Source organism: Streptomyces sp. S3(2020) (genome assembly GCF_013044505.1).
In the GTDB taxonomy this organism is placed as follows: Bacteria; Actinomycetota; Actinomycetes; order Streptomycetales; family Streptomycetaceae; genus Streptomyces.
On sequence record NZ_JABERD010000151.1, the window covers coordinates 1 to 23133 of the forward strand.

The following is a 23133-nucleotide window of genomic DNA, read 5'->3' on the forward strand; positions in this document are numbered from 1 at the left end:
GATATGGGTATAAGAGACAGGGTGGAGCCGCAGGCAGGGGAGGGCTGACCCGCCGGGGTGTCGTCTACACCCTCGTCGAAGGCGAGACGCCGGCCACCGCGTGGAGCGCCGACCGGATGCGGGCGGACCTCCGTGCCATCCGCGACGACCTGCACGCCGACACCGTCGACGTCACCGGCGACGGCGTCGAACGCCTCACCGCCACCGCGGCCGAGGCGGCGGAGCTCGGACTGCACATCTGGCTCCAGCCCACCCTCGGCGACGTCCCGGAACGGGACATCCTCGACCACCTCGCCGAGACCGGCCGGTTCGCGGAGCGGCTGCGTCGGCAGGGCGCGAGCGTCGAGCTCAGCGTGGGCTGCGAGTTCTGGCTGTTCGTGCCCGGCATCATCCCGGGGGACACGGTCTTCGAGCGCATCGCGAACCTCCAGAACGGCACCGTCGAATGGGCGCCGATGCAGCGCCGCCTGGCCCGCTTCACGGCGAAGGCGGCGGCGCTCGGCCGCCGGGTCTTCCACGGCCGGCTGAGCTACGCGTCCGCCCCGGAGATCGACCAGGTCGACTGGAACCTCTTCGACGTGGTGGGCATCGACTACTACTCGTACTTCCCGCGACGAAAGGACCACGTCCGGGAGTTGAAGCAGCATCTGCGCTGGGGCAAGCCCGTCGCCATCACCGAGTTCGGCACCTGCACCTACCGCGGGGCCCCCGAGGCGGGCGGCATGGGCTGGGACATCGTCGACTACGACAAGACACCACCGGAGATCAAGGGCGACCCGCTCCCGGTCCGCAGTGAACGCACTCAGGCGGCCTACCTGCTCGACCTCCTGGCCGTCTTCGAGTCGATGGACCTGTACGCGGCGATGGTGTTCGAGTTCCTCACCGCGGACGCCCCGCACCGCCCCGGCGACCCCCGCCACGACCTCGACATGGCGAGCTACGGCATCGCCAAGGCGGTCCAGGACCGCCCCGGCGACCCGGACACGGACTGGCACCGGGAGCCCAAGCAGGCGTTCCACGCGGTGGCCCGCGCCTACCGCAGCGCAGGTCAGCGGCAGTAGGTGTCGGCGGCGGGACGCTTGCCGGTGGCGAGGAACCTCGACACGGTCTCGTCCCCGCACGCGTTGCCGTTGCGGAGATAGGAGCCATGGCCCGTGGAGTTCACGGTGACCATGACAGCACGCCGACCGAGGGCCTCGCGGAGCTTCAGGGCGCCGCTCACGGGGGTGGCGACGTCCCGTTCGTTCTGCACGAGCAGGATGTTCGACGGCCCTCGGTCGGTGACGCGGACCGGCGGCTCCTTCGGCTCGTAGGGCCAGGCGGCGCAGACCATCGCGTTGCGCGGCATACCGGCGGTCAGCGGGTACTTGGCGCGGCTCTCGGCAACACCCTTCTCGTACACGGCCGTCGAGCCCGGCCACGCGGCGTCGTTGCAGACGGTGCCGGCGCCGACCGCCGCCATGTTCTGGAGGACCGCCTCCGGCGGGGCGGCGGGCGCGGGCGGCACCACGCCCCGCTGCGCCGACAGCATCAGCTCGGCCAGGGTCGGGTAGTTGTCGGTGTCGTAGAGGCTGTCCAGCATGGTCTGGCGCAGGACGTTCCCGTTCAGCTCCTCCGGGTTGGCGCCGGGCCAGGGGATCGGTTCGCGGTCCAGGCGGGCGGCGAGCTCCAGGAAGAGCCGGCGCACCTCGGCGGGCGTGGTGGCCACGCGGTCCGGATTGCCGGGCTGGGAGGCCCACTCGGCGAACACGGGGAAATTGTCCTCGACGCCGGCCTCGTAGGCCTGGAGCCAGGCGCGCTCCGCGCGGACCGGGTCGGGGTTGTCGTTGCTGTCCAGCACGAAGCGGTCGGTGCGGTGCGGGAACATCTCCGCGTAGGCGGCGCCGACGTAGGTGCCGTAGGAGACGCCCCACGCGGACACCTTGCGCTCGCCGAGCGCGGCCCGCAGCCGGTCGAGGTCGCGGGCGTTGTTCTTGGTGCTGATGTGCCGTATCAGCTCACCGCCGTCGCGTGCGCACGCGTCCGACATGCGCTGGGCGGTGGCCATGTTCTCGCTGACGGAGCCGTTCGGGGCGGGCCAGGGGCGCGACTTCGTGAGCGCGAGATCGCCGTGCTCCAGCCCGCAGTCGACGGAGGTGGAGGGCGCGAGCCCGCGAGGCGCGAACTCGATGAGGTCGTAGGCGTCCCGCACCTCCTGCGGCAGCTTCTGCCCCTTCCCCGAGGGGTTGTCGAGACTGGACCCGCCGGGCCCGCCGGGAATGAGGAACAGCGCCCCGCGCCGGGCCTCCGTCCGCTCGCTCGGGATCCGCGAGACGGCGATCTCGATCTTCTTCCCGCCCGGGTGGGCGTAGTCCATGGGCACCTCAAGCGTGGCGCACTGCTGACGGGGGTCGAGGGTCGAGCCGGCGCACTTCTTCCAGTCGAGGACGGGCGCCTGCTCCACCGCGACGGCGACGGGGGTGACCATCCCGAGGACGACGGCGGTGACGGCTGCGAGGGCGGCGTTGCGCTTGATCTGCGTCATGCGACCGAGCCTCGCGGATCTTCCGCACGACCCCCATCCGGCCAACTCCCTTGTCGACCGGGGGGTTTACCCCAGGTACGCCAGGGCTTCCCCCGGGCTCGGCGGCGGATGATCCGTAGTTCCCGTGAACTCGGGTGAATCGGGTGAATCGGATGGGCTCGAATGAAACTCGAATGACCGCGATCGAACTCGATTCGGCCCGGACGGCGAGGGTCGGCGATATCCGCCGCACAATTTCCCGCCACGGATTTCCCGTCGCGCCTTCGCTCCGCCTGCTCGAACTGCCCCATATAAAGGTCGCATGCGAAACACGGTTCAACGCCCCTGCGCCGCCCCACCCTTGGCGTGCACAGACTCCTGCCGAGTGTAGGAGCACAGCGTCGTGCCGTAGGTGAAAAGCGTGAAACTCGAAAAGGCGGGGGATCCAGGTGACGGTGAAGAAAGAGGAGCGGAAATGAAACCCCCCGTCGGAAGCCACGTCGTGGACACCCGGAGCGGAAAGGTCGGTATCGTCATGGGGCACGAAGGACCGTACGTACAACTCAGACCGTACGGCGGCGGAAAGGAGTGGGACGCGGCCCCGGACAGTGTCCGCCGCGCCACCCCCGCCGAGCGGCTCAGCGCGGCGAACGCGTATGCCAACGCCCGCAGCCGGGGTCAGGTGCCTTGACGCCGGTGTCGTAGGGTGCGGGCGCATGGGCCTGTGGAGCATACGCAGATGGACGAGGGCGAGGCGGCGGACCCCCGGCCGTCCTCCCGTGCCGCCGCTCACCACGCACCAGCTCTGGATGGTGTCGCTGAGCGCGCCCGTGAGCCGGGACCGGGACGCCTCGCGGATCACGTTGTACCCGTTCACGCGGCCCGACGACGAGGGTGCCCGGCGCTGGCTGGCCGAGCAGTGGGAGATCACCTCGCGGGACGAGCTGGCCGACCGGCTCGACGAACTGTCCCGCTCCGGTTACCGGGCCCGGGCCCAGCGCGTCCTCGGTGTCTCGGCGCTCGCCTGGGACGCCGCCCTGTACGTCGACATCTCCCGGCGCGGGTTCGCCTGCGGGATGATCACCGAGGGCGAGGCCTGGACCGCCCTGAAGAACATCGTGCCGGCGGTGGTGTCGGCGTACTCCTCCTGGCAGGAGTACGCCGACCACTATCTGCTGGGCCGCAAGGTGTGGAAGGACGGGCTGGCGGGCACCCCCGACGCCCCCGCCCCGCAGACGACGGCGGACGCCCACCTCCGCGCCCTCCTCGACCCCGCCAACGGGGACAGCCCCTGGAACCTGGCCCCCTGGGACACCATCAGCCTCCCTGACCGTGCCCGCTGACCCCCGCGCGTACGGGAGAATGACCCCATGAGCCTGTTCCGCGACGACGGCGACGTGCTGCGCACCCAGAAGCCGGGTGAGGCGGACCGGCCCGACCCGCACCCACCCTCGGCTCCCCGAGGGGGCGCGCGATGAGCCTCTTCCGTGACGACGGCATCGTCCTGCGCACCCAGAAACTCGGCGAAGCCGACCGGATCATGCTGTGCCTGCCCGGGGGACACCCCCCGGCCCCCCGGCCGAAACCCCGAGGGGGCGCGCGATGAGTCTGTTCCGCGATGACGGCATCGTCCTGCGCACCCAGAAACTCGGCGAAGCCGACCGGATCATCACGTTGCTCACTCGTGGTCATGGGCGGGTACGGGCCGTGGCTCGTGGGGTGCGGCGGACCAAGTCGAAGTTCGGGGCGCGGCTCGAACCCTTCTCCCATGTCGACGTGCAGTTCTTCGCGCGGGGCAGTGAGCTGGTCGGGCGCGGGCTGCCGTTGTGCACGCAGAGCGAGACCATCGCGCCGTACGGCGGTGCCATCGTCAGCGACTACGCGCGGTACACCGCCGGGACGGCCATGCTGGAGACCGCCGAGCGGTTCACCGACCACGAGGGCGAGCCCGCCGTACAGCAGTACCTGCTTCTCGTAGGCGCCCTGCGCACCCTCGCGAACGGCGAGCACGCCCCGCACCTGGTGCTCGACGCCTTCCTGCTGCGCTCCCTCGCCGTCAACGGGTACGCCCCGAGCTTCAGCGCCTGCGCCAAATGCGGTCTGCCCGGGCCGAACCGGTTCTTCTCGGTCGGTTCGGGCGGTTCCGTCTGCGTGGACTGCCGAGTGCCGGGGAGCGTCGTACCCTCGCCGCAGACCCTGGAACTCCTCGGCGCGCTGCTTACGGGAGACTGGGAGACCGCGGACGCGAGCGAGCCGCGGCACGTCCGGGAGGGCAGTGGGCTGGTCTCCGCCTACCTGCACTGGCATCTGGAACGCGGACTCCGCTCGCTGCGTTACGTAGAGAAGTAAGCCGAAGGCCGAAGGCCGAAGAGGAATCGAGAAAGCACATGGTGGTAGGCCGGCTGTTGGGGCGCCCGCGCCGCGAGTACAAGTCGCCGGAGCCGCACCCGTCCGGCGCCCGCGCGCCGAAGCTGCCCGGCGAACTCGTCCCCAAGCACGTGGCGATCGTCATGGACGGGAACGGCCGATGGGCCAAGGAACGCGGGCTGCCGCGCACCGAGGGCCACAAGGTCGGTGCCGAGCGCGTTCTCGACGTGCTCCAGGGCGGCGTCGAGATCGGCGTCGGCGCCATCTCCCTGTACGCCTTCTCGACGGAGAACTGGAAGCGCTCGCCCGACGAGGTGCGCTTCCTGATGAACTTCAACCGTGACTTCATCCGCAAGACCCGTGACACCCTCGACGAGCTCGGTATCCGGGTGCGCTGGGTGGGCCGGATGCCCAAGCTGTGGAAGTCGGTCGCCAAGGAGCTCCAGATCGCCCAGGAGCAGACCAAGGACAACGACAAGCTCACCCTGTACTTCTGCATGAACTACGGCGGCCGCGCCGAGATCGCCGACGCCGCGCAGGCACTCGCCGAGGACGTCCGCGCCGGGCGCCTGGACCCGTCGAAGGTGACCGAGAAGACCTTCGCGAAGTACCTCTACTACCCGGACATGCCGGACGTGGACCTGTTCCTGCGTCCCAGCGGCGAGCAGCGCACCTCCAACTACCTGCTGTGGCAGAGCGCGTACGCCGAGATGGTCTTCCAGGACGTCCTGTGGCCGGACTTCGACCGCCGCGACCTGTGGCGGGCGTGCGTGGAGTTCGCCTCCCGGGACCGCCGCTTCGGTGGCGCGATCCCGAATGAGGAACTCTTGGCCATGCAGGGAAGGACTCCTGACCAGGAGGCCACCTCGTAGCCGCCGCGCGTTCACCGGGGCCGTCGACGCTGCGGGAGATCCCCCCACGGTCTCCCGCTCGCCTCGCTGAAACGGCCCGTACATGAACCGCCTCAGGCTCACCCCCGCCCTCGCGCTCGGCGCCCTGGTCCTCACCGCGCTGCCCGCCCACGCCGACGCCTCCGGGCAGTCGGCGCACCGCGACAGCTACGGCACCAAGGCCACCTACGAGCCGCAGCAGAGCGCGCGCGGCTACCAGCGCCCGCCCGCCGGCTTCACCCCCGTCTTCACGGAGAACGTCTCCCGGCACGGCTCCCGCTCCGCCACCGACAGCGAGGACGGCGATCTGATCCTCGCGCTGTGGGACAAGGCGCAGGCGGCAGGGCAACTCACGCGAAAGGGCGAGGAGTTCGGCCCCAAGGTACGGGCCCTCCAGGCCGCCATGGCGAAGGTCGGCTACGGCGACCTGAGCGGGCGCGGCAAGGAGGAGATCCACGACACGGCCGTCCGCATGGCCGAGCGCCTCCCGTCCCTGTTCTCGAAGATCGCCGCCGACGGCGAGAAGATCGACGTCGTCAGCTCCGGACAGGGCCGCGCCGTCGACAGCGCGAACATCTACGCGGGCGCCCTCCCCGACACCGACCCCTCGCTCACGTCCCTCATCGGCACGACCCGCACCGACAAGGACCTGCTCTACTTCCACAAGGCGGCCGGCGGCGCCGCGTACCGCGACTACCTCGCGAACGACCAGCGCCTGGCGAGCACGCTGAAGTCGATCACCGACCAGCCGAGGACCCACAAGGCCGCCGGCAGCGTGCTGCGCCGGCTCTTCAAGGCCGGCTTCGTGGCGGGGATCGGCGCCGACGACCAGGTCGCCGCCGCGACCGCCGTCTACAACCTGTACGCCATCGCCCCCGCGATGAGCGAGGAGAGCCCGGACGGCAAGGGCTGGGGCATGGAGCGGTACCTCTCGCGCTCCGACGCCGACTGGTTCGGATACCTCGGCGACGCCGAGGACTTCTACGAGAAGGGACCCGGCTTCGCGGACAGCGACATCACATACAAGATGGCCGACGTCCTGCTCGACGACTTCTTCGAGCAGATCGAGGCGAAGAAGGCCGGCACCAGCACCCTCGGTGCCGAACTCCGCTTCACCCACGCCGAGGAGATCATCCCGCTGGCCGCGCTGATGGGCCTGCCGGGCAGCACCCGGGGCGTGACCGAGGCGAAGCCGTACACCTACGCCGGCAACCCCTGGCGCGGCGCGTCCGTCGCCCCGCTCGGTTCGAACATCCAGTGGGACCTCTACGAGAAGAACGGCCGTTACCTGGTCCGCATGCTCTACAACGAGAAGGAGACCGCCTTCAAGGCGAGCTGCAAGCCCATCAGCAAGGGCAGCAAGTTCTACGACCTGGACGAACTGGAGCGCTGCTTCGGGCGGGCGTAACTACTTCGTCGCCGTCGCGCACTCCGCGCAGGTGCCGAAGATCTCCACCGTGTGCGCCACATTGACGTAGCCGTGCTCCGCCGCGATCGCCTCGGCCCACGTCTCCACCGCCGGGCCCTCGACCTCGACGGCCTTGCCGCACACCCGGCACACCAGGTGGTGGTGGTGTTCGCCGGTCGAGCAGCGGCGGTAGACGGACTCGCCGTCGGAGGTGCGCAGGACGTCGACCTCGCCCGCGTCGGCGAGGTTCTGGAGCGTGCGGTACACCGTGGTCAGGCCGACCGAGTCGCCCTTGTGCTTGAGCATGTCGTGGAGTTCCTGCGCGCTGCGGAACTCGTCGACCTCGTCGAGCGCCGCCGCCACGGCGGCCCGCTGTCGGGTCGCGCGGCCCTTCACGGGCGGTCCAGCGGTCGTCACCGTTGCCTCCTACTGACGTCTGCGGCTGCCGGGCCATTGTGCCAGCCCGGTCTGTGCGCAGTCAGACGCCGACCTTCCCGGTTGACTCCCGGCTGGCCGGAATCGTGCACTCCGCCGGGTCGCCGCCGGGCTGCGCCGCGGCCGCGAGACGGGCTCGGCGCCGGGCCAGCGGGGTCGCCAGCGCGGTCAGCACGATGAACGCGCCGATGGTCAGCAGCACGATCGTCGCGCCGGGTGGGACGTCCTGGTAGTACGACGTCACCGTGCCGCCGATGGTCACGCTGACGCCGATGGCCACGGCGATCGCGAAGGTCGCCGCGAAGCTGCGGGTGAGCTGCTGCGCCGCCGCCACGGGTACGACCATGAGCGCGCTGACCAGCAGCAGCCCGACCACACGCATGGCGACCGTCACCGTCACGGCCGCCGTGATCGCGGTGAGCAGGTTCAGGGCGCGCACCGGCAGGCCCGTGACGCGGGCGAACTCCTCGTCCTGGCTGACCGCGAAGAGCTGCCGGCGCAGGCCCAGGGTGACCAGCACCACAAAGGCGGCGAGCACACAGATCGCGGTCACGTCGTCCTGCGAGACCGTCGAGAGCGACCCGAACAGATAGGACGTCAGGTTCGCGTTGGAGCCCGTCGGCGCGAGGTTGATGAACATCACGCCGCCGGCCATACCGCCGTAGAAGAGCATCGCGAGGGCGATGTCGCCGCGGGTGCGGCCGAACCAGCGGATCAGCTCCATGAGGACCGCGCCGAGGACCGACACGACGGTCGCCGTCCACACCGGCGACCAGGACAGCAGGAAGCCGAGGCCGACGCCGGTCATCGCGACGTGGCCGATGCCGTCGCCCATGAGGGCCTGGCGGCGCTGGACCAGGTAGATGCCGATCGCGGGGGCCGTGATGCCGACGAGGACGGCGGCGAGCAGGGCCCGCTGCATGAAGGCGTAGTTCAGGAATTCCATCAGCTCAGCAGCCCCGTCCGGATCGGTTCGGCGTCGTGAGCCGCGTGCGGGTGTACGTGGTCGTGGCCGGGCAGCGCGTGCTGGCCGACGGCCTTGGGGGGCGGGCCGTCGTGCAGGACGCAGCCGTCGCGCAGGACGATCGCGCGGTCGATCAGCGGCTCCAGGGGGCCCAGTTCGTGGAGGACGAGGAGGACGGTCGCGCCCTGCGCCACCTGCTCGCGCAGGGTCCGCGCCAGCACCTCCTGGCTGGCCAGGTCGACGCCCGCCATCGGCTCGTCCATGATCAGCAGTTCGGGGTCGGAGGCCAGCGCGCGGGCGATGAGTACGCGCTGGTGCTGGCCGCCGGAGAGGGCGTTCACGGAGTCCTTGGCGCGGTCCGCCATGCCGACCAGCTCCAGGGCACGGCGTACGGCCGCGTGGTCGGCCTTGCGCAGCATGCCGAAGCGGGCCCGGGACAGCCGGCCGGAGGCGACGATCTCGGTCACCGTGGCGGGCACGCCGCCGGCGGCCGTGGTGCGCTGCGGGACGTAGCCCACGCGCGCCCAGTCGCGGAAGCGGCGGCGCGGGGTGCCGAAGAGCTCGATCTCGCCGACCGTGACCGGCACCTGCCCGATGACGCTGCGTACGGCCGTCGACTTGCCGGAGCCGTTGGCGCCGAGCAGCGCGACGACCTCACCGCGGTGCACGGTGAGGTCGATGCCGCGGAGGACGGGGCGTGAGCCCAGGTCGGCGCGGACACCTCGCATCGATATGACGGGCTCGCTCACGAGGGCCTCCGTAGCGGTCACTTGGCGCCCAGTGCTGTCTTGAGCGCCGTGAGGTTGGACTCCATGACCTGGAAGTAGTCGTCGCCCTTGGACTTGTCGGTGATGCCCTCAAGGGGGTCGAGGACGTCCGTCTTCAGTCCCGCGTCCGAGGCGAGGGTCTTCGCGGTCTTGTCGGACACCAGTGTCTCGTAGAACACCGTGGTCACACCGTCGGCCTCGGCCTCGGTCTGGAGCTCCTTGATCCGGGCCGGGCTGGGCTCGCTCTCCGGGTCCAGGCCGGAGATGGCCTCCTGGGTGAGGCCGTAGCGCTCGGCGAGGTAGCCGAAGGCGGCGTGGTTGGTGAAGAAGACCTTGGTCGCGGTGTTCTTCAGCCCGTCCTCGAACCGTGTGTCGAGGTCGTCGAGCTTCGCCGTCAGCGCGGCGGCGTTCTTCTTGTAGTCGGCCGCGTGGTCGGGGTCGGCCTTCTCGAAGACCTTGGCGACGCCCTCGGCGACCTCGCGGTACTTCACCGGGTCGAGCCAGATGTGCGGGTCGAGGGCGTGCTCCTCCTCGTCGGAGTGCTCCTCCTCGGCGCCGTGCTCGTGCTCGACGTCGCCGTGGTCCTCCAGCTTCGTCAGCGAGGCCGCGTCGATCTTCGTCCCGACCTCGGACTGGGAGACGGCCTCGTCGACGGCCGGCTGGAGGCTCTTGAGGTAGAGCACCGCGTCCGCCTCGCCCAGTTCGGCGGTCTGCCGGGTGCTGAGCTCCAGGTCGTGCGGCTCCTGGCCGGGTTCGGTGAGCGTGGTGACGTTCACATGGTCCCCGCCGATCTGCTGGGCGAGGTACTGCATCGGGTAGAACGACGCGACGACGTCGAACTTGTCCGTGTTGCCGGCCGCGGCGCTGTCGGTCGAGCAGGCGGACAGGGCGGCCAGGCCGAGGGCGGTGACCGCGGCCGCGGCCACCGTGGGTATGGAGCGTCGTCGTACGTTCATGACTCTCATTTTCAACAAATATGGAAACCGTTGTCAACAAAGCCTGGGTGGCCAACCGATTTGATACGGGGGGTGGCGGCGCCGGTAACCTGAGGCTTTCGCTGCCGTCCATTCGTCATGAAGAGAGCACCGTGGCCGCCGACAAGATCGACACCATCGTCAGCCTGAGCAAGCGCCGTGGCTTCGTATTCCCTTGCAGTGAGATCTACGGTGGCCAGAAGGCCGCCTGGGACTACGGACCGCTGGGTGTCGAGCTCAAGGAGAACCTCAAGCGCCAGTGGTGGCGCTACATGGTGACCTCGCGCGAGGACGTCGTCGGTATCGACTCGTCCGTGATCCTGGCCCCCGAGGTCTGGGTGGCCTCCGGCCACGTCGCCACCTTCTCCGACCCGCTGACCGAGTGCACCTCCTGCCACAAGCGGTTCCGCGCGGACCACCTGGAGGAGGAGTACGAGGCCAAGAAGGGCCGCCTCCCCGAGAACGGCCTCGCGGACATCAACTGCCCGCACTGCGGCAACAAGGGCCAGTTCACCGAGCCCAAGCAGTTCTCGGGTCTGCTCTCCACGCACCTCGGCCCGACGCAGGACACCGGCTCGATCGCGTACCTGCGCCCCGAGACCGCGCAGGGCATCTTCACCAACTTCGCCCAGGTACAGGTCGCTTCGCGCAAGAAGCCGCCGTTCGGCATCGCGCAGATGGGCAAGTCCTTCCGCAACGAGATCACGCCCGGCAACTTCATCTTCCGCACCCGCGAGTTCGAGCAGATGGAGATGGAGTTCTTCGTCAAGCCGGGCGAGGACGAGAAGTGGCAGGAGTACTGGATGGAGCAGCGCTGGAACTGGTACACCGGCCTGGGCATGCGCGAGGAGAACATGCGGTGGTACGACCACCCGCAGGAGAAGCTCTCCCACTACTCCAAGCGCACCGCTGACATCGAGTACCGCTTCCAGTTCGGCGGCAACGAGTGGGGCGAGCTCGAAGGTGTGGCCAACCGCACCGACTACGACCTCACCGCGCACTCCAAGGCCTCCGGCCACGACCTGTTCTTCTACGACCAGGAGGCCCAGGAGCGCTGGACGCCGTACGTCATCGAGCCCGCCGCCGGTGTCGGCCGCGCGATGCTGGCGTTCCTCCTCGACGCCTACGTCGAGGACGAGGCCCCCAACGCCAAGGGCAAGCTGGAGAAGCGCACGGTGCTGCGCCTCGACCACCGCCTTGCCCCGGTGAAGGTCGCGGTGCTGCCGCTGTCCCGCAACGCGGAGCTGTCCCCGAAGGCCAAGGGCCTGGCCCAGGCGCTGCGCCAGAACTGGAACATCGAGTTCGACGACGCCGGCGCCATCGGCCGCCGCTACCGCCGCCAGGACGAGATCGGTACGCCGTTCTGCGTCACGGTCGACTTCGACACGCTCGAGGACAACGCGGTCACCGTCCGCGAGCGTGACTCGATGAAGCAGGAGCGTGTGTCGCTGGACCAGATCGAGGGCTACCTGGCCAGCCGCCTGATCGGCTGCTAGACGCTCCGCTGGAAGGGGCGCGCGTCCCTTGGGGCGCCTGCCTCGTCACCGGACATGCACAGAAACCCCGGTTCCGTAACAGACGTAACGGAACCGGGGTTTCGCCCATCCAGGGCGCAATCGCCTCCGAAGGGGAGGGCATGCGCGGCCCGCAGGGGGCCACGCGGTCTCTCACGGGGGCACTCATGCGCAAGCAAGCAGTCATCGGCGCGGCCACGCTGGCCCTGGCCATCGGCACGGTCGGCTATGTGGCGGCGAACGACCAGGGCGACTCCCCTTCCGGCATCTCCACCCAGTCCGGCACCTCCGCCGGGCTCCCCGGTGCCGCGGGCGGCCGGCTCAACGCGGTCGGCCTCACCGACGGCGGGCGCCTCGTCAGCTTCCGCGTCGACCGGCCCGACCGCACCCTCCCGCTCGGCAAGGTCAGCGGCCTCAAGGGCGACAGCAGCCTGATCGGCATCGACTACCGCGTCCAGAACGGCAAGTTGTACGGCGTCGGCGACAAGGGCGGCATCTACACGATCCGCGAGATCGGCGCCAAGGCCACCAAGGTCTCCCAGCTGAGCGTGGCCCTCCAGGGCAAGAACTTCGGCGTCGACTTCAACCCGGCGGCCAACCGGCTCCGTGTCATCAGCGACACCGGCCAGAACCTCCGCCACAACATCAACGACCCGGCCGGTGCCCCCGTGGCGGGCACGACCGCGACCGACGGCACCCTCACCAACCCGCCGGTCCCGCCCGCGACGACGGGTACGACGGCGGCGGGCGTGACGGGGGCGGCGTACACGAACAACGACCTCGACGCCGCGACGGCCACGACCCTGTTCGACCTCGACACCGCCCAGGACCGCGTCTCCGTCCAGTCGCCGGCCAACGCGGGCAACCTCGCCCCGACCGGCCAGACGGGTGTCGACGTGCCCGGCAACGCCGGCTTCGACATCTACAGTTCGACGCGGACCGGGACCAACTCCGCCTACGCGGTGACGGGTTCGCGGGCCTTCCGGGTCGATCTGCTGACCGGCGCGGCGACCGCCACCGGCTCCTTCCCGAAGGGGTGGCAGGTGGTCGACCTGGCGATCCCGCTGAAGCAGGGCTGAGTGGTCCCCGTAGCGGCCGGGCGATTGGCCCTGTAGCCGGATGCGGCGGCCACGGCAGGGTGGCGGTATGAGTCTCGCGTTCCTGCTGACCACCCTCGTCGTGGTCGCCACTCCCGGTACCGGTGTCGTCTACACGCTCGCGGCGGGGCTGTCGCGGGGGCGGCGCGCGAGCGTCGTCGCGGCGTTCGGCTGCACCCTGGGGATCGTGCCGCACATGGTGGCGGCGATCACCGGGGTGGCGGCGCTGCTGCACGCGAGCGCGACGGCGTTCCAGGTCCTGAAGTACGCCGGTGTCGCGTATCTGCTGTGGATGGCGTGGGCGACGCTGCGGGACCGGGAGGCGATCGCCGTGGAGCGGGACGCCGCTCCGGTCTCCGCGGGGCGGGTCGTGGTCCGGGCCGTGCTGATCAACGTGCTCAATCCGAAGCTGACGATCTTCTTCTTCGCGTTCCTGCCGCAGTTCGTGCCGTCGGGGGAGGCGGGCGCGGTGCTGCGGATGCTGGTGCTGAGCGGGGTGTTCATGCTCGCGACCTTCGTGGTGTTCGCCGCGTACGGGGTGCTGGCGGCATCGGTCCGCCGTCATGTGATCGGGCGGCCGAGGGTGATGGCGTGGCTGCGGCGGAGCTTCGCGGGGTCGTTCGTGCTGCTCGGGGCCAAGCTGGCGATGACGGAGGGGTGACATGGAGGGGTGACGTGGACGGGTGACGTGGATGGGTGACAACTGACAGATATTGAAATCTGTCAGTTGTCATGCCATGGTGGAGGGCATGACGACACAGACCCCCCGCACCCTCGGAACCACCGGCCCCCAGGTCTTCCCCCTCGGTCTCGGCTGCATGGGCATGTCCGGCGCGTACGGCGAGTCGGACCGCGCCGAGTCCGTCGCCACCGTCCACGCCGCCCTGGAAGCCGGCGTCACCCTGCTCGACACCGGCGACTTCTACGGCATGGGCCACAACGAGCTGCTGATCGCCGAGGCCCTGCGCACCGCCCCGGCCGCCCTCCGCGAGAACGCGCTGACCAGCGTGAAGTTCGGCGCCCTGCGCGGCCCGGACGACGGCTGGTACGGCTTCGACGGCCGCCCGGCCGCCGTCAGGAACTTCGCCGCGTACTCCCTCCAGCGCCTCGGCGTCGACCACATCGACGTCTACCGCCCCGCCCGGCTCGACCCGGACGTGCCGATCGAGGAGACCGTCGGCGCGATCGCGGAACTGGTCGAGAAGGGGTACGTCCGCCACATCGGGCTCAGCGAGGTCGGCGCCGACACCATCCGCCGGGCCGCCGCCACCGCCCCGATCGCCGACCTCCAGATCGAGTACGCGCTCATCTCCCGCGGCCCCGAGCGGGAGATCCTGCCGACCCTGCGCGAGCTGGGCATCGCCGTCACCGCGTACGGCGTGCTCTCCCGCGGCCTGATCTCCGGCCATGTCACGCCCGGCCAGGGCTTCGCCATGAACGACTTCCGCGCCCACTCGCCCCGCTTCCAGGGCGACAACCTCCAGCACAACCTCACGCTCGTGGAGTCCCTGCGCAAGATCGCCGAGCAGAAGGGCGTCTCCGTCGCGCAGATCGCCATCGCCTGGGTGGTCTCCCGGGGCCCGCGGCACGGCGTGGACATCGTGCCGCTGATTGGCGCCCGCACCCGTGAGCGGCTCGGCGAGGCCCTCGGCGCCCTGGACGTGACCCTGGACGCGGCCGACCTCGCCGCCATCGAGGCAGCCGTACCGGCGGACGCGGCGGCCGGTGAGCGGTACGCCCCCGCGCAGATGGCCATGCTCGACAGCGAGCGCTGATCGCGGTGCCGGGTACCGTCTACGCATGCCTGCGACCAGCGAGACCCTGACCGCCGAGCGCATCCTCGAAGCCACCGAGGAGGTGCTGCGCCGGCACGGCCCGGCGAAGGCGACCGTGGTGGACGTGGCCCGCGCGCTGGGCGTCAGCCACGGCAGTGTCTACCGGCACTTCCGTACGAAGGCGGCGCTGCGGGAGGCGGTGACGAAGCGGTGGCTGGACCGGACGACGCGGGAACTGGCCGGCATCGTCGCGGCGGCCGACCGTGACCCGGAGACCCGGCTCCGCGACTGGCTCGCGGCCCTCCTGGAGGCGAAGCGGCGCAAGGCGGGCGACGACCCCGAACTCTTCGCCACGTACTCGGTGCTGGCCGGCGACGCCGGTGAAGTGGTCGGCGCCCATCTCACCGAGCTGACCGACCAGTTGACCGAGATCGTGCGCTCCGGCGTCACGGCGGGCACCTTCACCACCCCCGACCCGGCCACCACCGCCCGAGCCGTCTTCCATGCCACCGGCCGCTTCCACGACCCCGGTTACGCGCGGGAGTGGGAACGGCCGGAGGTGTGGGACGACTTCGCGGCGGTGGTGGAGGTGCTGGTGCGGGGGTTGCGGGGTTAGGGGTGGCCTAGAGGTGGCCTAGAGGTCCGGGATGTCGAGTCGGGCTCGGAAGCGGTACTCCGTCGGTGTGATTCCGTATGCGGTGCGGAAGGCGCGGGTGAAGTCGGAGGCGCGGGGGATGCCCCAGCGGGCGGCGATGGTGTGGACCGGTGTGGCGTGCAACGCGGGGTTGGCCAGATCGCGGCGGGCGCCCGCCAGTCGCTGGGCGCGGATCCAGGCGGCCACCGTCTCGCCGGACCCCTCTTCCTGGAAGAGCCGGTGCAGATAGCTGAGGGAGATGTGGTGCGCGGCGGCGATCATGGGCGGCCGTAACTCCGGGTCGTGCAGGTGCTGCCGGACGAAGGCCCGTACGCGGGTGACCGTGACCCGGCGATGGGACTCCGGCGACAGCGCGCTCTCCACCTCCAGTTCCTGGGCGAGCCACGCCGCCATCAGGTCGATCAGGATCATGCCCAGGCGGGGCGCGTCGGTGGGCTGGAGGACGTCCGACTGCCGGTCCAGGCCGGTGAGGAAACCCGTCAGCAGGGCGCCCGTTCCCTGTCGCCCGGACAGCCGTCTGCCCAGCAGTTCCCGGACCCGGGCCGGCGGCAGGGGCAGCATGGCCTTGGGGAACTCCACACCCACCCCGGTGATGAAGGGGAGCTCCAGACCGGCGGTCGGCTGCATGCCGTAGGGCTGTGCCTCGTACGGGTGTGAGGTGTCCGACAGCCACAGGTCGTGCGGGCCGTAGGTGTCGGCCCGCCCCAGGTGGTCGAAGCCCAGCCCACCGCCGAGCACCAGCGACAGGTGGTACTCCTCGGGGTCGGACTGCCGCACCAGCCGCGCGTTGCGCCGGTACCGCGTCGGCAGCACCCGGACCGGCCACACCCGCACCGGCCCCAGATCGAGCAACCGCTGCTCCGCCCAGAAATCCGCGGCGTGGTCGCTGCTCATGTCACTGGGGGCGATGGTCCGTTCCATCAACTGCCGCCAGTACTCGAACCGGTCCGCCACGGGCACGTCCTCGGTCCGGAACGTGGTGCCGATCATGCTGCTCTGTCCTTCGCCCAAGTCTCCGCGCAGCGGAGGGTACTTCCACAAGGTCTCAGGACAACGGACGCACGATCAGCTTCGACCGGTTGCCCGCGAACAGGCTCCGGAAGGCGATGAAGTCGTCGAGGGCGTAGGTCGGGCGGTGGTGGGACCCGGTACGGATTCCTGTCACGTCTCCCGGGGATCCACCGTCGCCTGGTGTTCCTCCGCCAGGTGTTCCTCCGCCTTCAGCCAGGGCAGGAACTGGGCGTTCTTGCGCCAGCCGCAGGTGTCGCATCTGATCGTGCGTTGCGCGCCCTTGCGCTGCACCTGGACGACGTGCTCGCGTCCGTGTTGGTCCCAGCGGCTCACTCTGCTCGTGTTGATCTGCAACATGGCCTCGCCTCCGGCTAGGAGTGTGCAGCAAGACCAACATCAACAGCAGGATCTTCACGGCAAGTTCGTCGATCCTTGAACCGCCTCACCCGACCGTCCGCGGCAGCCGCAGGCTCAGCAGCCCGGTCAGGACCACGCCCACCAGCTGCACCAGGAGCGTCGTCACCAGCGCGTCCCGCATGCCCGACCCCGGGACCAGGGACAGGAACAGGGTGCCGAGCGTCGCCACGCCCAGGGCCAGCGAGGACTGCTGGGTGGTGACCATGACCCCGCTGCCCACACCCGCCCTGGCCGCCGGTACCTCCGAGAGCACGATCCGGAAGATCACCGGGAGTTGGAGGGCCTGGCCCGCCCCCGCGACCGCCGCCCCGGGCAGCAACTCCACCAGGCCCAGGTCCGGCCAGGAACGCCACGCCGCCAGCGCCATCAGGCCCACGCCCACCGCCTGGATCCCGGCACCCGCGGTCACCACGCGCGTCCCGTACCTCGCCACCAGCCGAGGACCCGCGAGCGAGACGAAGAAGAACACCACCGCCATCGGCGCCAGTGCGAGCCCCGCCCGCACCGGGCCGAGCCCCGCACCCCGTTGCAGCGCCACCGCGATGACGAACATGAAGCCGCTGAAGCCGATGGAGAACGGCACGATCATCACCAACCCGCGCCGCAGGGACACCAGTCGGAACAGACTCGGCGGCACCAGCGGCGTACGGCCCCGCCGGTCCGCCCCGCGCTCCACCGCGTAGAACGCCGCCGCCGCGAACGGGAACGCCGCCAGTGACAGCCACGTCCACAGCGGCCACCCCGCGGAGCGGCCCTCGGTCAGCGGGGCCAGCAGTGTCAGCAGCGACACGGCGAGCAGGACCGTGCCCGGGCCGTCCACCGGCTCCGGCTTCGGGGAGCGGGTCTCCGGGACGGCACGCGCGGCCAGGAACAGGCCGACGAGGACGACCGGGACGTTCACCAGGAACACCGAGCGCCAGCCCGTACCCGCGATGTCGGCTGCGACCAGCACTCCGCCCAGGATCTGGCCCGCCACCATCGACAGACCGGCCGTCGCGCCGTAGAGGCTCATCGCCTTCGCGCGCCGCTGTCCCGACGTCGCCGCCTGGATCGTCGCCAGCACCTGCGGCAGCATCGCCGCGGACGCCGCGCCCTGCGCGACCCGGGCCGCGACCAGCGTCCACGCCGTGGGGGCGAGCCCGCAGGCCAGCGAGGTCAGGCCGAAGGCCGCCATGCCGCCGAGGAAGAGCCGGCGGCGGCCGAAGAGATCGCCGAGCCGGCCACCGAGGACGAGGAGGACGGCGTACGCCAACCCGTAGCCGGAGACGACGAGTTCGAGGACCGACTCGCTCGCCGCCAGGTCGTGGCCGATCGTGGGCAGGGCCACGTTGACGATGAAGAAGTCGATGAGGGGGAGTGCCGCGCCGAGCAGCACGGTGAAGAGTCCGAGGCCGCCGAGCACGGGTGGCGCGCTCGCGGTGCGGACCTGGCCTGGGGTGGTGGTTTCGGTGCTCACGGAGACCAGCCTCCGCTTTCCGTCAGACAGGTACCAGAGTGTCTTTATCCTGGTAGAAGGAGTACCTGGAAACAGGGTCCGTACGGCGGCACGCTGGAGGCATGACGATGACGGTCCAGGAGACGACGACGGCGGCTCCCGCGGACATCCGGCGGCACGAGCTCGCCGCCTTCCTGCGCCACCGCCGCGAGCACATCACCCCCGAGCAGGTCGGCCTGCCCCGCGGCCGCCGGCGCCGCACCCCCGGGCTGCGCCGCGAGGAGGTCGCCCATCTCTCCGCGGTCGGCGTCACCTGGTACACCTGGCTGGAGCAGGCCCGTGACATCCAGGTCTCCATCCAGGTCCTGGACGCCCTCGCCCGCACCCTGCTGCTCGACCCGAGCGAACGCGCCCACCTCTTCCAGCTCGCCGGGGCGGCGGACCCGACGCCGGCCACCAGCTGCCCGTCGATCACACCCGCACTGCGCCAGGTGATCGAGCAGATGGAGCCGATCCCGGCCTGTGTGCAGAACAGCCGCTACGACATCCTCGCCTACAACCGCACGTACGGCCTGCTCCTCTGCGACCTGGACGCGGTGCCGCCCGAGGACCGCAACTGCATGGTCCTCTGCTACACGAACGAGGAATGGGCCGGGTCGATCGTGCATCTGGAGGAGACCCGCCGCCTCATGGCCGCCCGGCTGCGTGCCTCCATGGCCAACCATCTCGCCGAGCCCGCCTGGAAGATGCTGCTGAAGCGGCTGCGCACGGAGTCCCCGGAGTTCCGCGAGGCCTGGGACCGGCACGAGGTGGTCTCCCACCGCACCAAGCGCAAGGAGTTCCTCAACCCCCACGTCGGCCGGGTCTCCGTCGTCCACACCGACCTGTGGCTCGGACCGGACCTGGGGCCGCGCCTGGTCACGTACACGCCGGCGGACGAGGAGTCACGGGAGCGGCTGGAGAGGCTGCACGCGATCGCGGTCGACAGGTCGTCCTGAGCCGCCGGGCCGCCGGGCCGCCGAACCGTCGGGCCGCCGTGCCAGCGGGCCAACCGGGTCACCGGGCCATCGGACCGGCGTGCCGTCGTGGCGCCGGGCCGCCGTGGCGCGGAGCCAGTTGTGCTGCCGGGCCACCGTGCTGCCGTGTCAGTGGGCCGCAGTGGCGCCGTGGCGCGGAGTCAGCCGTGCTGCCGGGCCACTGTGTCAACGGGCCATCAGGCCGCCGTGGCGCGGAGTCAGCCGTGTCGCCGAGCCAGTGGGGCCACCGTGCCGTCGGGTCGCCGCATCAGACCCCGTACGACTCCGGTCGTACGGACTACGCGCCGACCCGTGCCGCCTCGCGCACCTCGACCGACTCCAGGCGCTCGGCGGTCCGCAGAGCGGTTCCACGGGCCCAGGCCCCGCTCGTCACCGCCCCCAGCACCAGCACCGCGAACCCGCACCCGGCGATGACCCACCAGCCCGGCACCGAGGCGGAGACGAAGGTGTCGGCGTACGAGGACGACCCCACGCCCGCCACCAGCACCGCGCCGATCACCGCGACCCCCAGCGTCTGCCCCAGCTGCCGGCTCGTGGAGGCCACCGCCGCGGCGACCCCCGCCTGCGAGCGGGGCATGCCCGACACCGCCGTGTTGGTGATCGGCGCGTTCACGAACCCGAACCCGACACCGAACAGCACGTACCCGATCAGCAGGGTGACATCGGACGTCTCCGCGTCGAACGCGGCGAACAGCACCCCGCTCGCGGTGATCGAGACACCGGCGACCAGCAGCGGCAGCCGCGGCCCGTGCCGGCCGACCAGCCGTCCGGACAGCGGGGCGCAGAGGAACGCGGGGGCCGCGATCGGCAGCATCCACAGGCCGGCGTGGAGGGCGTCGAGACCGCGGACGTTCTGGAGGTACAGCGTCGACAGGAACAGGAACCCGCCCAGCGCCGCGAACGCGCTGATCGCGATCACCGTGGCCCCGCTGAACGGCGCCGACCGGAAGAACCGCAGATCGATCAGCGGCTCGGCCCGCCGGGGCTCGTACACCAGCAGCCCGATCAGCGCGGCCAGCGCCAGCGCGGCGTACGGCAGGACCGAGGCGAACCCGGTGTTCGGCGCCTCGATGATCGCGTACGTCATCGAGCCGAACAGCGCGATCACCAGGAGCTGGCCGACCGGGTCGGTGCGGCGGGCCTTGGGGGCGTGGGACTCGGGGACGAAGCGGAGGGTGAGGAGGAGGGCGGCGAGACCGACCGGGACGTTGATCCAGAAGATCGAGCGCCAGCCGACCGTGTCCACGAGCAGACCGCCGACCAGGGGCCCTGCCGCCATGGAGATACCGATGACCGCGCCCCACGCCCCGATCGCGCTGGCGCGCTCACGGGCGTCGGTGAAGGTGTTGGTGATGATCGACATGGCGACCGGGTTGAGCATCGAGCCGCCCACCGCCTGCACCATGCGGAAGGCGACCAGCGCGTCCAGGTTCGGGGCCAGGGAGCACAGCACCGAGCCGATCCCGAAGACGATCAGGCCCGCGACGAAGACGCGCTTGCGGCCGATCCGGTCGGCCGTGGAGCCGGCCAGCATCAGCAGCGAGGCGAGCACCAGCGTGTACGCGTCGATCGTCCACTGGAGACCCGACGTGGAGGCGTCGAGATCGTGCTGCATGGACGGCAGGGCGACGTTCAGGACGGTGTTGTCGAGGCTGACGATCAGCAGGCTCATGCAGCAGATCGCGAGGACCAGCAGGCGCCGGCGGAAGCTGAGCTCGGGCATGCGCTCCATCGTACGCCGATATCGATAGTGCGTCTAACTAATGGTTGATACAAGATCAGACGGCCGAGCACGGGTCGCCGTACGCGACAATGGGGGAATGCCCACGACCGCGCCCACCTCGCACACGACCCTGAAGATCGGGCCGCACACCGTGCAGCCGCCCGTCGTCCTGGCCCCCATGGCCGGGATCACCAACGCGCCCTTTCGCACCCTGTGCAGGGAGTTCAGCGGCGGCAAGGGGCTGTTCGTGAGCGAGATGATCACGACCCGGGCGCTGGTCGAGCGCAACGAGAAGACCATGCAGCTGATCCACTTCGACGCGACCGAGAAGCCGCGCTCGATCCAGCTGTACGGCGTCGACCCGGCGACCGTCGGCAAGGCCGTCCGCATGATCGCGGAGGAGGGCCTCGCCGACCACATCGACCTGAACTTCGGCTGCCCGGTCCCGAAGGTGACACGCAAGGGCGGCGGCTCGGCGCTGCCGTACAAGCGGAACCTGCTGCGCGCCATCCTGCGCGAGGCGGTGAGCGGGGCCGGGGACCTCCCCGTCACCATGAAGATGCGCAAGGGTATCGACGACGACCACATCACCTACCTCGACGCCGGCCGGATCGCGGTCGAGGAGGGCGTGACGGCGATCGCCCTGCACGGCCGCACCGCCGCCCAGCACTACGGGGGCACGGCGGACTGGGACGCGATCGCCCGTCTGAAGGAGCATGTGCCGGAGATCCCCGTGCTCGGCAACGGGGACATCTGGTGCGCCGAGGGCGCGCTGCGGATGGTGCGGGAGACCGGCTGCGACGGTGTCGTGGTCGGGCGCGGCTGCCTGGGCCGCCCGTGGCTGTTCGCGGACCTGGTGGCGGCCTTCGAGGGGCGGACGTCCTTCGCCCGGCCCGCACTCCGTGAGGTCGCCGACGTCATGGTCCGCCACGCCACGCTCCTCGGCGAGTGGATCGGCGACGAGGCGCGCGGGGTCATCGACTTCCGCAAGCACGTGGCCTGGTACCTCAAGGGCTTCGCGGTCGGCTCCGAGATGCGCAAGCGCCTCGCCATCACCTCTTCCCTCGCTGAACTCCGTTCCGGTCTCGACGAGTTGGACCTCGACCAGCCCTGGCCGACGGGGGCCGACGGGCCGCGTGGCCGTACGTCGGGGAACAACAGGGTTGTCCTGCCGGACGGTTGGCTCAAGGACCCGTACGACTGCGCGGGGATCGGCGAGGACGCGGAACTGGACACGTCGGGCGGCTGAGGCCGGGTTATGTTGCGTTTACTGGTTGAGAAACCTGGTGAACGCTATGCTGGGGCATCGGCGGAGGACGAAGGAGACCGCGATGCCGGGAGGCAGGCTCACCCAGCAGGAACGTCAGCAGATCGCGCTGGGCATGGCCGAAGGCCTCGCCTACGCGGAGATCGCCCGCCGTCTGGACCGGCCGACCTCGACGGTCACGCGTGAGGTCATGCGCAACGGCGGCCCGGGCGCCTACCGCGCCGAGGCGGCCCATCGCGCGACCGAACGCCGCGCTCATCGACGCAAGCGGACCGCGCCCCGGGACGCGCGGGCGCCCGAGCAGGCCCATGGGCGTGATGCCGAGGCGGTGCGGGCGTACGAGGAGACGTTCACCAGCGTCATGATGGGCTCCGGTATGCCCACGATGATGTCCCGCGTGATGGCCTGCATCACCCTCACCGACACCGGCAGCCTCACCGCCGCCGAACTCGTGCAGCGCCTCAACGTCAGCCCGGCGTCCGTCTCCAAGGCGATCACCTTCCTGGAGAGCCAGGGCATGGTGCGCCGGGAGCGCGACGAGCGGCGCCGCGAGCGGTATGTCGTCGACGACGACATCTGGTACCAGTCCATGGTGGCCAGCGCCCGCTCCACCGCCCAGATCGTCGAGATCGCCCGTCAGGGGGTCGGCGTCCTCGGTTCCGGCACCCCGGCCGCCGTCCGCCTCGAGAACATCGCCCGCTTCCTCGACTTCGTCTCCGAGAGCATCGCCCGAGCGGCGGAACAGGCCCGCGACATCCTCTCCACGAAGCCGGAACCGCCCACGGAGAACTGAGGGGAGCCTCGCCCCCGCCGCCCCTACCCATTCCCATCCCGGGGGCTGCGCCCCCAGACCCCCGCTTCGGCCTGAACGGCCTCGTCCTCAAACGCCGGACG

At 70.6% G+C, this 23133-nt stretch carries 24 protein-coding genes; 15 read left to right on the forward strand and 9 right to left on the reverse strand.

Annotated features, from left to right (window positions below):
- A partial coding sequence (locus tag HLK59_RS34705; protein ID WP_240982810.1) for an abortive phage infection protein occupies positions 1-1061 on the forward strand: 1061 nt, incomplete at its 5' end.
- Here the strand turns inward: HLK59_RS34705 and HLK59_RS34710 are convergent.
- Complete coding sequence (locus tag HLK59_RS34710; protein ID WP_171145577.1) at positions 1049-2524, reverse strand: alpha/beta hydrolase; 1476 nt, start codon at positions 2522-2524, stop codon at positions 1049-1051. The genes HLK59_RS34705 and HLK59_RS34710 overlap by 13 nt on opposite strands.
- Before the next feature lie 454 nt (positions 2525-2978).
- Here HLK59_RS34710 and HLK59_RS34715 point away from each other — a divergent pair, with 454 nt between their 5' ends.
- The 6 genes from HLK59_RS34715 (at position 2979) to HLK59_RS34740 (ending at position 7168) form a co-directional block, all read left to right on the forward strand.
- The gene (locus HLK59_RS34715; protein WP_171145578.1) at positions 2979-3194 is read left to right on the forward strand and encodes a hypothetical protein; all 216 of its coding nucleotides are present in this window, start codon (positions 2979-2981) and stop codon (positions 3192-3194) included.
- Positions 3195-3219: 25 nt separating this feature from the next.
- Positions 3220-3846, forward strand: coding sequence for a DUF1266 domain-containing protein (locus tag HLK59_RS34720; RefSeq protein WP_171145579.1), 627 nt, complete (start codon positions 3220-3222; stop codon positions 3844-3846).
- Positions 3847-3977: 131 nt separating this feature from the next.
- The gene (locus tag HLK59_RS52485; protein ID WP_346779878.1) at positions 3978-4109 is read left to right on the forward strand and encodes a hypothetical protein; all 132 of its coding nucleotides are present in this window, start codon (positions 3978-3980) and stop codon (positions 4107-4109) included.
- Positions 4106-4852, forward strand: coding sequence for a DNA repair protein RecO (gene recO / locus HLK59_RS34730; protein WP_171145580.1), 747 nt, complete (start codon positions 4106-4108; stop codon positions 4850-4852). The genes HLK59_RS52485 and recO overlap by 4 nt, the downstream gene beginning before the upstream one ends.
- 38 nt (positions 4853-4890) lie before the next feature.
- Positions 4891-5742, forward strand: coding sequence for an isoprenyl transferase (locus tag HLK59_RS34735; RefSeq protein WP_171145581.1), 852 nt, complete (start codon positions 4891-4893; stop codon positions 5740-5742).
- An 82-nt stretch (positions 5743-5824) separates the two neighbouring features.
- The gene (locus HLK59_RS34740; protein WP_171145582.1) at positions 5825-7168 is read left to right on the forward strand and encodes a histidine-type phosphatase; all 1344 of its coding nucleotides are present in this window, start codon (positions 5825-5827) and stop codon (positions 7166-7168) included.
- Here the strand turns inward: HLK59_RS34740 and HLK59_RS34745 are convergent, their stop codons facing one another.
- From HLK59_RS34745 to HLK59_RS34760, 4 genes are all read right to left on the reverse strand, one after another.
- The gene (locus HLK59_RS34745; RefSeq protein ID WP_171145583.1) at positions 7169-7585 is read right to left on the reverse strand and encodes a transcriptional repressor; all 417 of its coding nucleotides are present in this window, start codon (positions 7583-7585) and stop codon (positions 7169-7171) included.
- 61 nt (positions 7586-7646) lie between these two features.
- Positions 7647-8549, reverse strand: coding sequence for a metal ABC transporter permease (locus HLK59_RS34750; RefSeq protein WP_171145584.1), 903 nt, complete (start codon positions 8547-8549; stop codon positions 7647-7649).
- Positions 8549-9295: a metal ABC transporter ATP-binding protein gene (locus HLK59_RS34755; RefSeq protein ID WP_171145598.1), complete on the reverse strand. Its 747-nt coding sequence runs from the start codon at positions 9293-9295 to the stop codon at positions 8549-8551. The genes HLK59_RS34750 and HLK59_RS34755 overlap by 1 nt, the downstream gene beginning before the upstream one ends.
- A 38-nt stretch (positions 9296-9333) precedes the next feature.
- A complete protein-coding gene (locus tag HLK59_RS34760; protein WP_171145585.1) occupies positions 9334-10290 on the reverse strand; it encodes a zinc ABC transporter substrate-binding protein in 957 nt (318 codons plus the stop codon).
- Positions 10291-10421: 131 nt separating this feature from the next.
- On the opposite strand from HLK59_RS34760, the gene HLK59_RS34765 reads away from it, so the two are divergent.
- The 5 genes from HLK59_RS34765 to HLK59_RS34785 all read left to right on the forward strand — a co-directional run bounded on the left by HLK59_RS34765 (position 10422) and on the right by HLK59_RS34785 (position 15310).
- On the forward strand, positions 10422-11804 hold the full coding sequence (locus HLK59_RS34765) for a glycine--tRNA ligase (RefSeq protein WP_171145586.1): 1383 nt from the start codon (positions 10422-10424) through the stop codon (positions 11802-11804).
- 185 nt (positions 11805-11989) lie between these two features.
- Positions 11990-12901 (forward strand): DUF4394 domain-containing protein, encoded by a 912-nt coding sequence (locus HLK59_RS34770; protein WP_171145587.1) that lies wholly within the window; start codon positions 11990-11992, stop codon positions 12899-12901.
- 67 nt (positions 12902-12968) lie between these two features.
- On the forward strand, positions 12969-13580 hold the full coding sequence (locus HLK59_RS34775) for a LysE family translocator (protein WP_171145588.1): 612 nt from the start codon (positions 12969-12971) through the stop codon (positions 13578-13580).
- An 88-nt stretch (positions 13581-13668) separates the two neighbouring features.
- Positions 13669-14694: an aldo/keto reductase gene (locus HLK59_RS34780; RefSeq protein WP_171145589.1), complete on the forward strand. Its 1026-nt coding sequence runs from the start codon at positions 13669-13671 to the stop codon at positions 14692-14694.
- A 25-nt stretch (positions 14695-14719) separates the two neighbouring features.
- Positions 14720-15310: a TetR family transcriptional regulator gene (locus HLK59_RS34785; RefSeq protein ID WP_171145590.1), complete on the forward strand. Its 591-nt coding sequence runs from the start codon at positions 14720-14722 to the stop codon at positions 15308-15310.
- A gap of 18 nt (positions 15311-15328) precedes the next feature.
- Here the strand turns inward: HLK59_RS34785 and HLK59_RS34790 are convergent, their stop codons facing one another.
- The 3 genes from HLK59_RS34790 to HLK59_RS34800 form a co-directional block, all read right to left on the reverse strand.
- Complete coding sequence (locus tag HLK59_RS34790; protein WP_171145591.1) at positions 15329-16339, reverse strand: AraC family transcriptional regulator; 1011 nt, start codon at positions 16337-16339, stop codon at positions 15329-15331.
- A 171-nt stretch (positions 16340-16510) separates the two neighbouring features.
- Complete coding sequence (locus tag HLK59_RS34795; RefSeq protein ID WP_171145592.1) at positions 16511-16717, reverse strand: hypothetical protein; 207 nt, start codon at positions 16715-16717, stop codon at positions 16511-16513.
- Between the two features lie 85 nt (positions 16718-16802).
- Positions 16803-18233, reverse strand: coding sequence for an MFS transporter (locus HLK59_RS34800; protein WP_171145593.1), 1431 nt, complete (start codon positions 18231-18233; stop codon positions 16803-16805).
- 107 nt (positions 18234-18340) lie between these two features.
- Between HLK59_RS34800 and HLK59_RS34805 the strand changes: the two genes are divergently transcribed.
- Positions 18341-19210 carry a helix-turn-helix transcriptional regulator gene (locus HLK59_RS34805; RefSeq protein ID WP_171145599.1) on the forward strand — a complete coding sequence of 290 codons (870 nt, stop codon included), beginning with the start codon at positions 18341-18343 and terminating at the stop codon, positions 19208-19210.
- A gap of 316 nt (positions 19211-19526) precedes the next feature.
- Here the strand turns inward: HLK59_RS34805 and HLK59_RS34810 are convergent, their stop codons facing one another.
- On the reverse strand, positions 19527-20972 hold the full coding sequence (locus tag HLK59_RS34810; protein WP_171145594.1) for an MFS transporter: 1446 nt from the start codon (positions 20970-20972) through the stop codon (positions 19527-19529).
- 97 nt (positions 20973-21069) lie between these two features.
- Between HLK59_RS34810 and dusB the strand changes: the two genes are divergently transcribed.
- Both dusB and HLK59_RS34820 read left to right on the forward strand, forming a co-directional pair.
- Positions 21070-22221 (forward strand): tRNA dihydrouridine synthase DusB, encoded by a 1152-nt coding sequence (gene dusB / locus HLK59_RS34815; RefSeq protein WP_171145595.1) that lies wholly within the window; start codon positions 21070-21072, stop codon positions 22219-22221.
- A gap of 82 nt (positions 22222-22303) precedes the next feature.
- Entirely contained in the window at positions 22304-23032 is a 729-nt protein-coding gene (locus HLK59_RS34820) for a helix-turn-helix domain-containing protein (RefSeq protein ID WP_171145596.1), read from the forward strand.
- Positions 23033-23133: the final 101 nt, after the last annotated feature.

Excerpts from the sequence above, each read along its gene's own strand:
- HLK59_RS34710 (WP_171145577.1), bottom strand. The coding sequence starts at position 2,524 with ATGACGCAGATCAAGCGCAACGCCGCCCTCGCAGCCGTCACCGCCGTC.
- HLK59_RS34715 (WP_171145578.1), top strand. The coding sequence starts at position 2,979 with ATGAAACCCCCCGTCGGAAGCCACGTCGTGGACACCCGGAGCGGAAAG.
- HLK59_RS34720 (WP_171145579.1), top strand. The coding sequence starts at position 3,220 with ATGGGCCTGTGGAGCATACGCAGATGGACGAGGGCGAGGCGGCGGACC.
- HLK59_RS52485 (WP_346779878.1), top strand. The coding sequence starts at position 3,978 with ATGAGCCTCTTCCGTGACGACGGCATCGTCCTGCGCACCCAGAAACTC.
- recO (WP_171145580.1), top strand. The coding sequence starts at position 4,106 with ATGAGTCTGTTCCGCGATGACGGCATCGTCCTGCGCACCCAGAAACTC.
- HLK59_RS34735 (WP_171145581.1), top strand. The coding sequence starts at position 4,891 with ATGGTGGTAGGCCGGCTGTTGGGGCGCCCGCGCCGCGAGTACAAGTCG.
- HLK59_RS34740 (WP_171145582.1), top strand. The coding sequence starts at position 5,825 with ATGAACCGCCTCAGGCTCACCCCCGCCCTCGCGCTCGGCGCCCTGGTC.
- HLK59_RS34750 (WP_171145584.1), bottom strand. The coding sequence starts at position 8,549 with ATGGAATTCCTGAACTACGCCTTCATGCAGCGGGCCCTGCTCGCCGCC.
- HLK59_RS34755 (WP_171145598.1), bottom strand. The coding sequence starts at position 9,295 with ATGCGAGGTGTCCGCGCCGACCTGGGCTCACGCCCCGTCCTCCGCGGC.
- HLK59_RS34760 (WP_171145585.1), bottom strand. The coding sequence starts at position 10,290 with ATGAACGTACGACGACGCTCCATACCCACGGTGGCCGCGGCCGCGGTC.
- HLK59_RS34770 (WP_171145587.1), top strand. The coding sequence starts at position 11,990 with ATGCGCAAGCAAGCAGTCATCGGCGCGGCCACGCTGGCCCTGGCCATC.
- HLK59_RS34775 (WP_171145588.1), top strand. The coding sequence starts at position 12,969 with ATGAGTCTCGCGTTCCTGCTGACCACCCTCGTCGTGGTCGCCACTCCC.
- HLK59_RS34780 (WP_171145589.1), top strand. The coding sequence starts at position 13,669 with ATGACGACACAGACCCCCCGCACCCTCGGAACCACCGGCCCCCAGGTC.
- HLK59_RS34785 (WP_171145590.1), top strand. The coding sequence starts at position 14,720 with ATGCCTGCGACCAGCGAGACCCTGACCGCCGAGCGCATCCTCGAAGCC.
- HLK59_RS34790 (WP_171145591.1), bottom strand. The coding sequence starts at position 16,339 with ATGATCGGCACCACGTTCCGGACCGAGGACGTGCCCGTGGCGGACCGG.
- HLK59_RS34795 (WP_171145592.1), bottom strand. The coding sequence starts at position 16,717 with ATGTTGCAGATCAACACGAGCAGAGTGAGCCGCTGGGACCAACACGGA.
- HLK59_RS34805 (WP_171145599.1), top strand. The coding sequence starts at position 18,341 with ATGACGGTCCAGGAGACGACGACGGCGGCTCCCGCGGACATCCGGCGG.
- HLK59_RS34810 (WP_171145594.1), bottom strand. The coding sequence starts at position 20,972 with ATGCCCGAGCTCAGCTTCCGCCGGCGCCTGCTGGTCCTCGCGATCTGC.
- dusB (WP_171145595.1), top strand. The coding sequence starts at position 21,070 with ATGCCCACGACCGCGCCCACCTCGCACACGACCCTGAAGATCGGGCCG.
- HLK59_RS34820 (WP_171145596.1), top strand. The coding sequence starts at position 22,304 with ATGCCGGGAGGCAGGCTCACCCAGCAGGAACGTCAGCAGATCGCGCTG.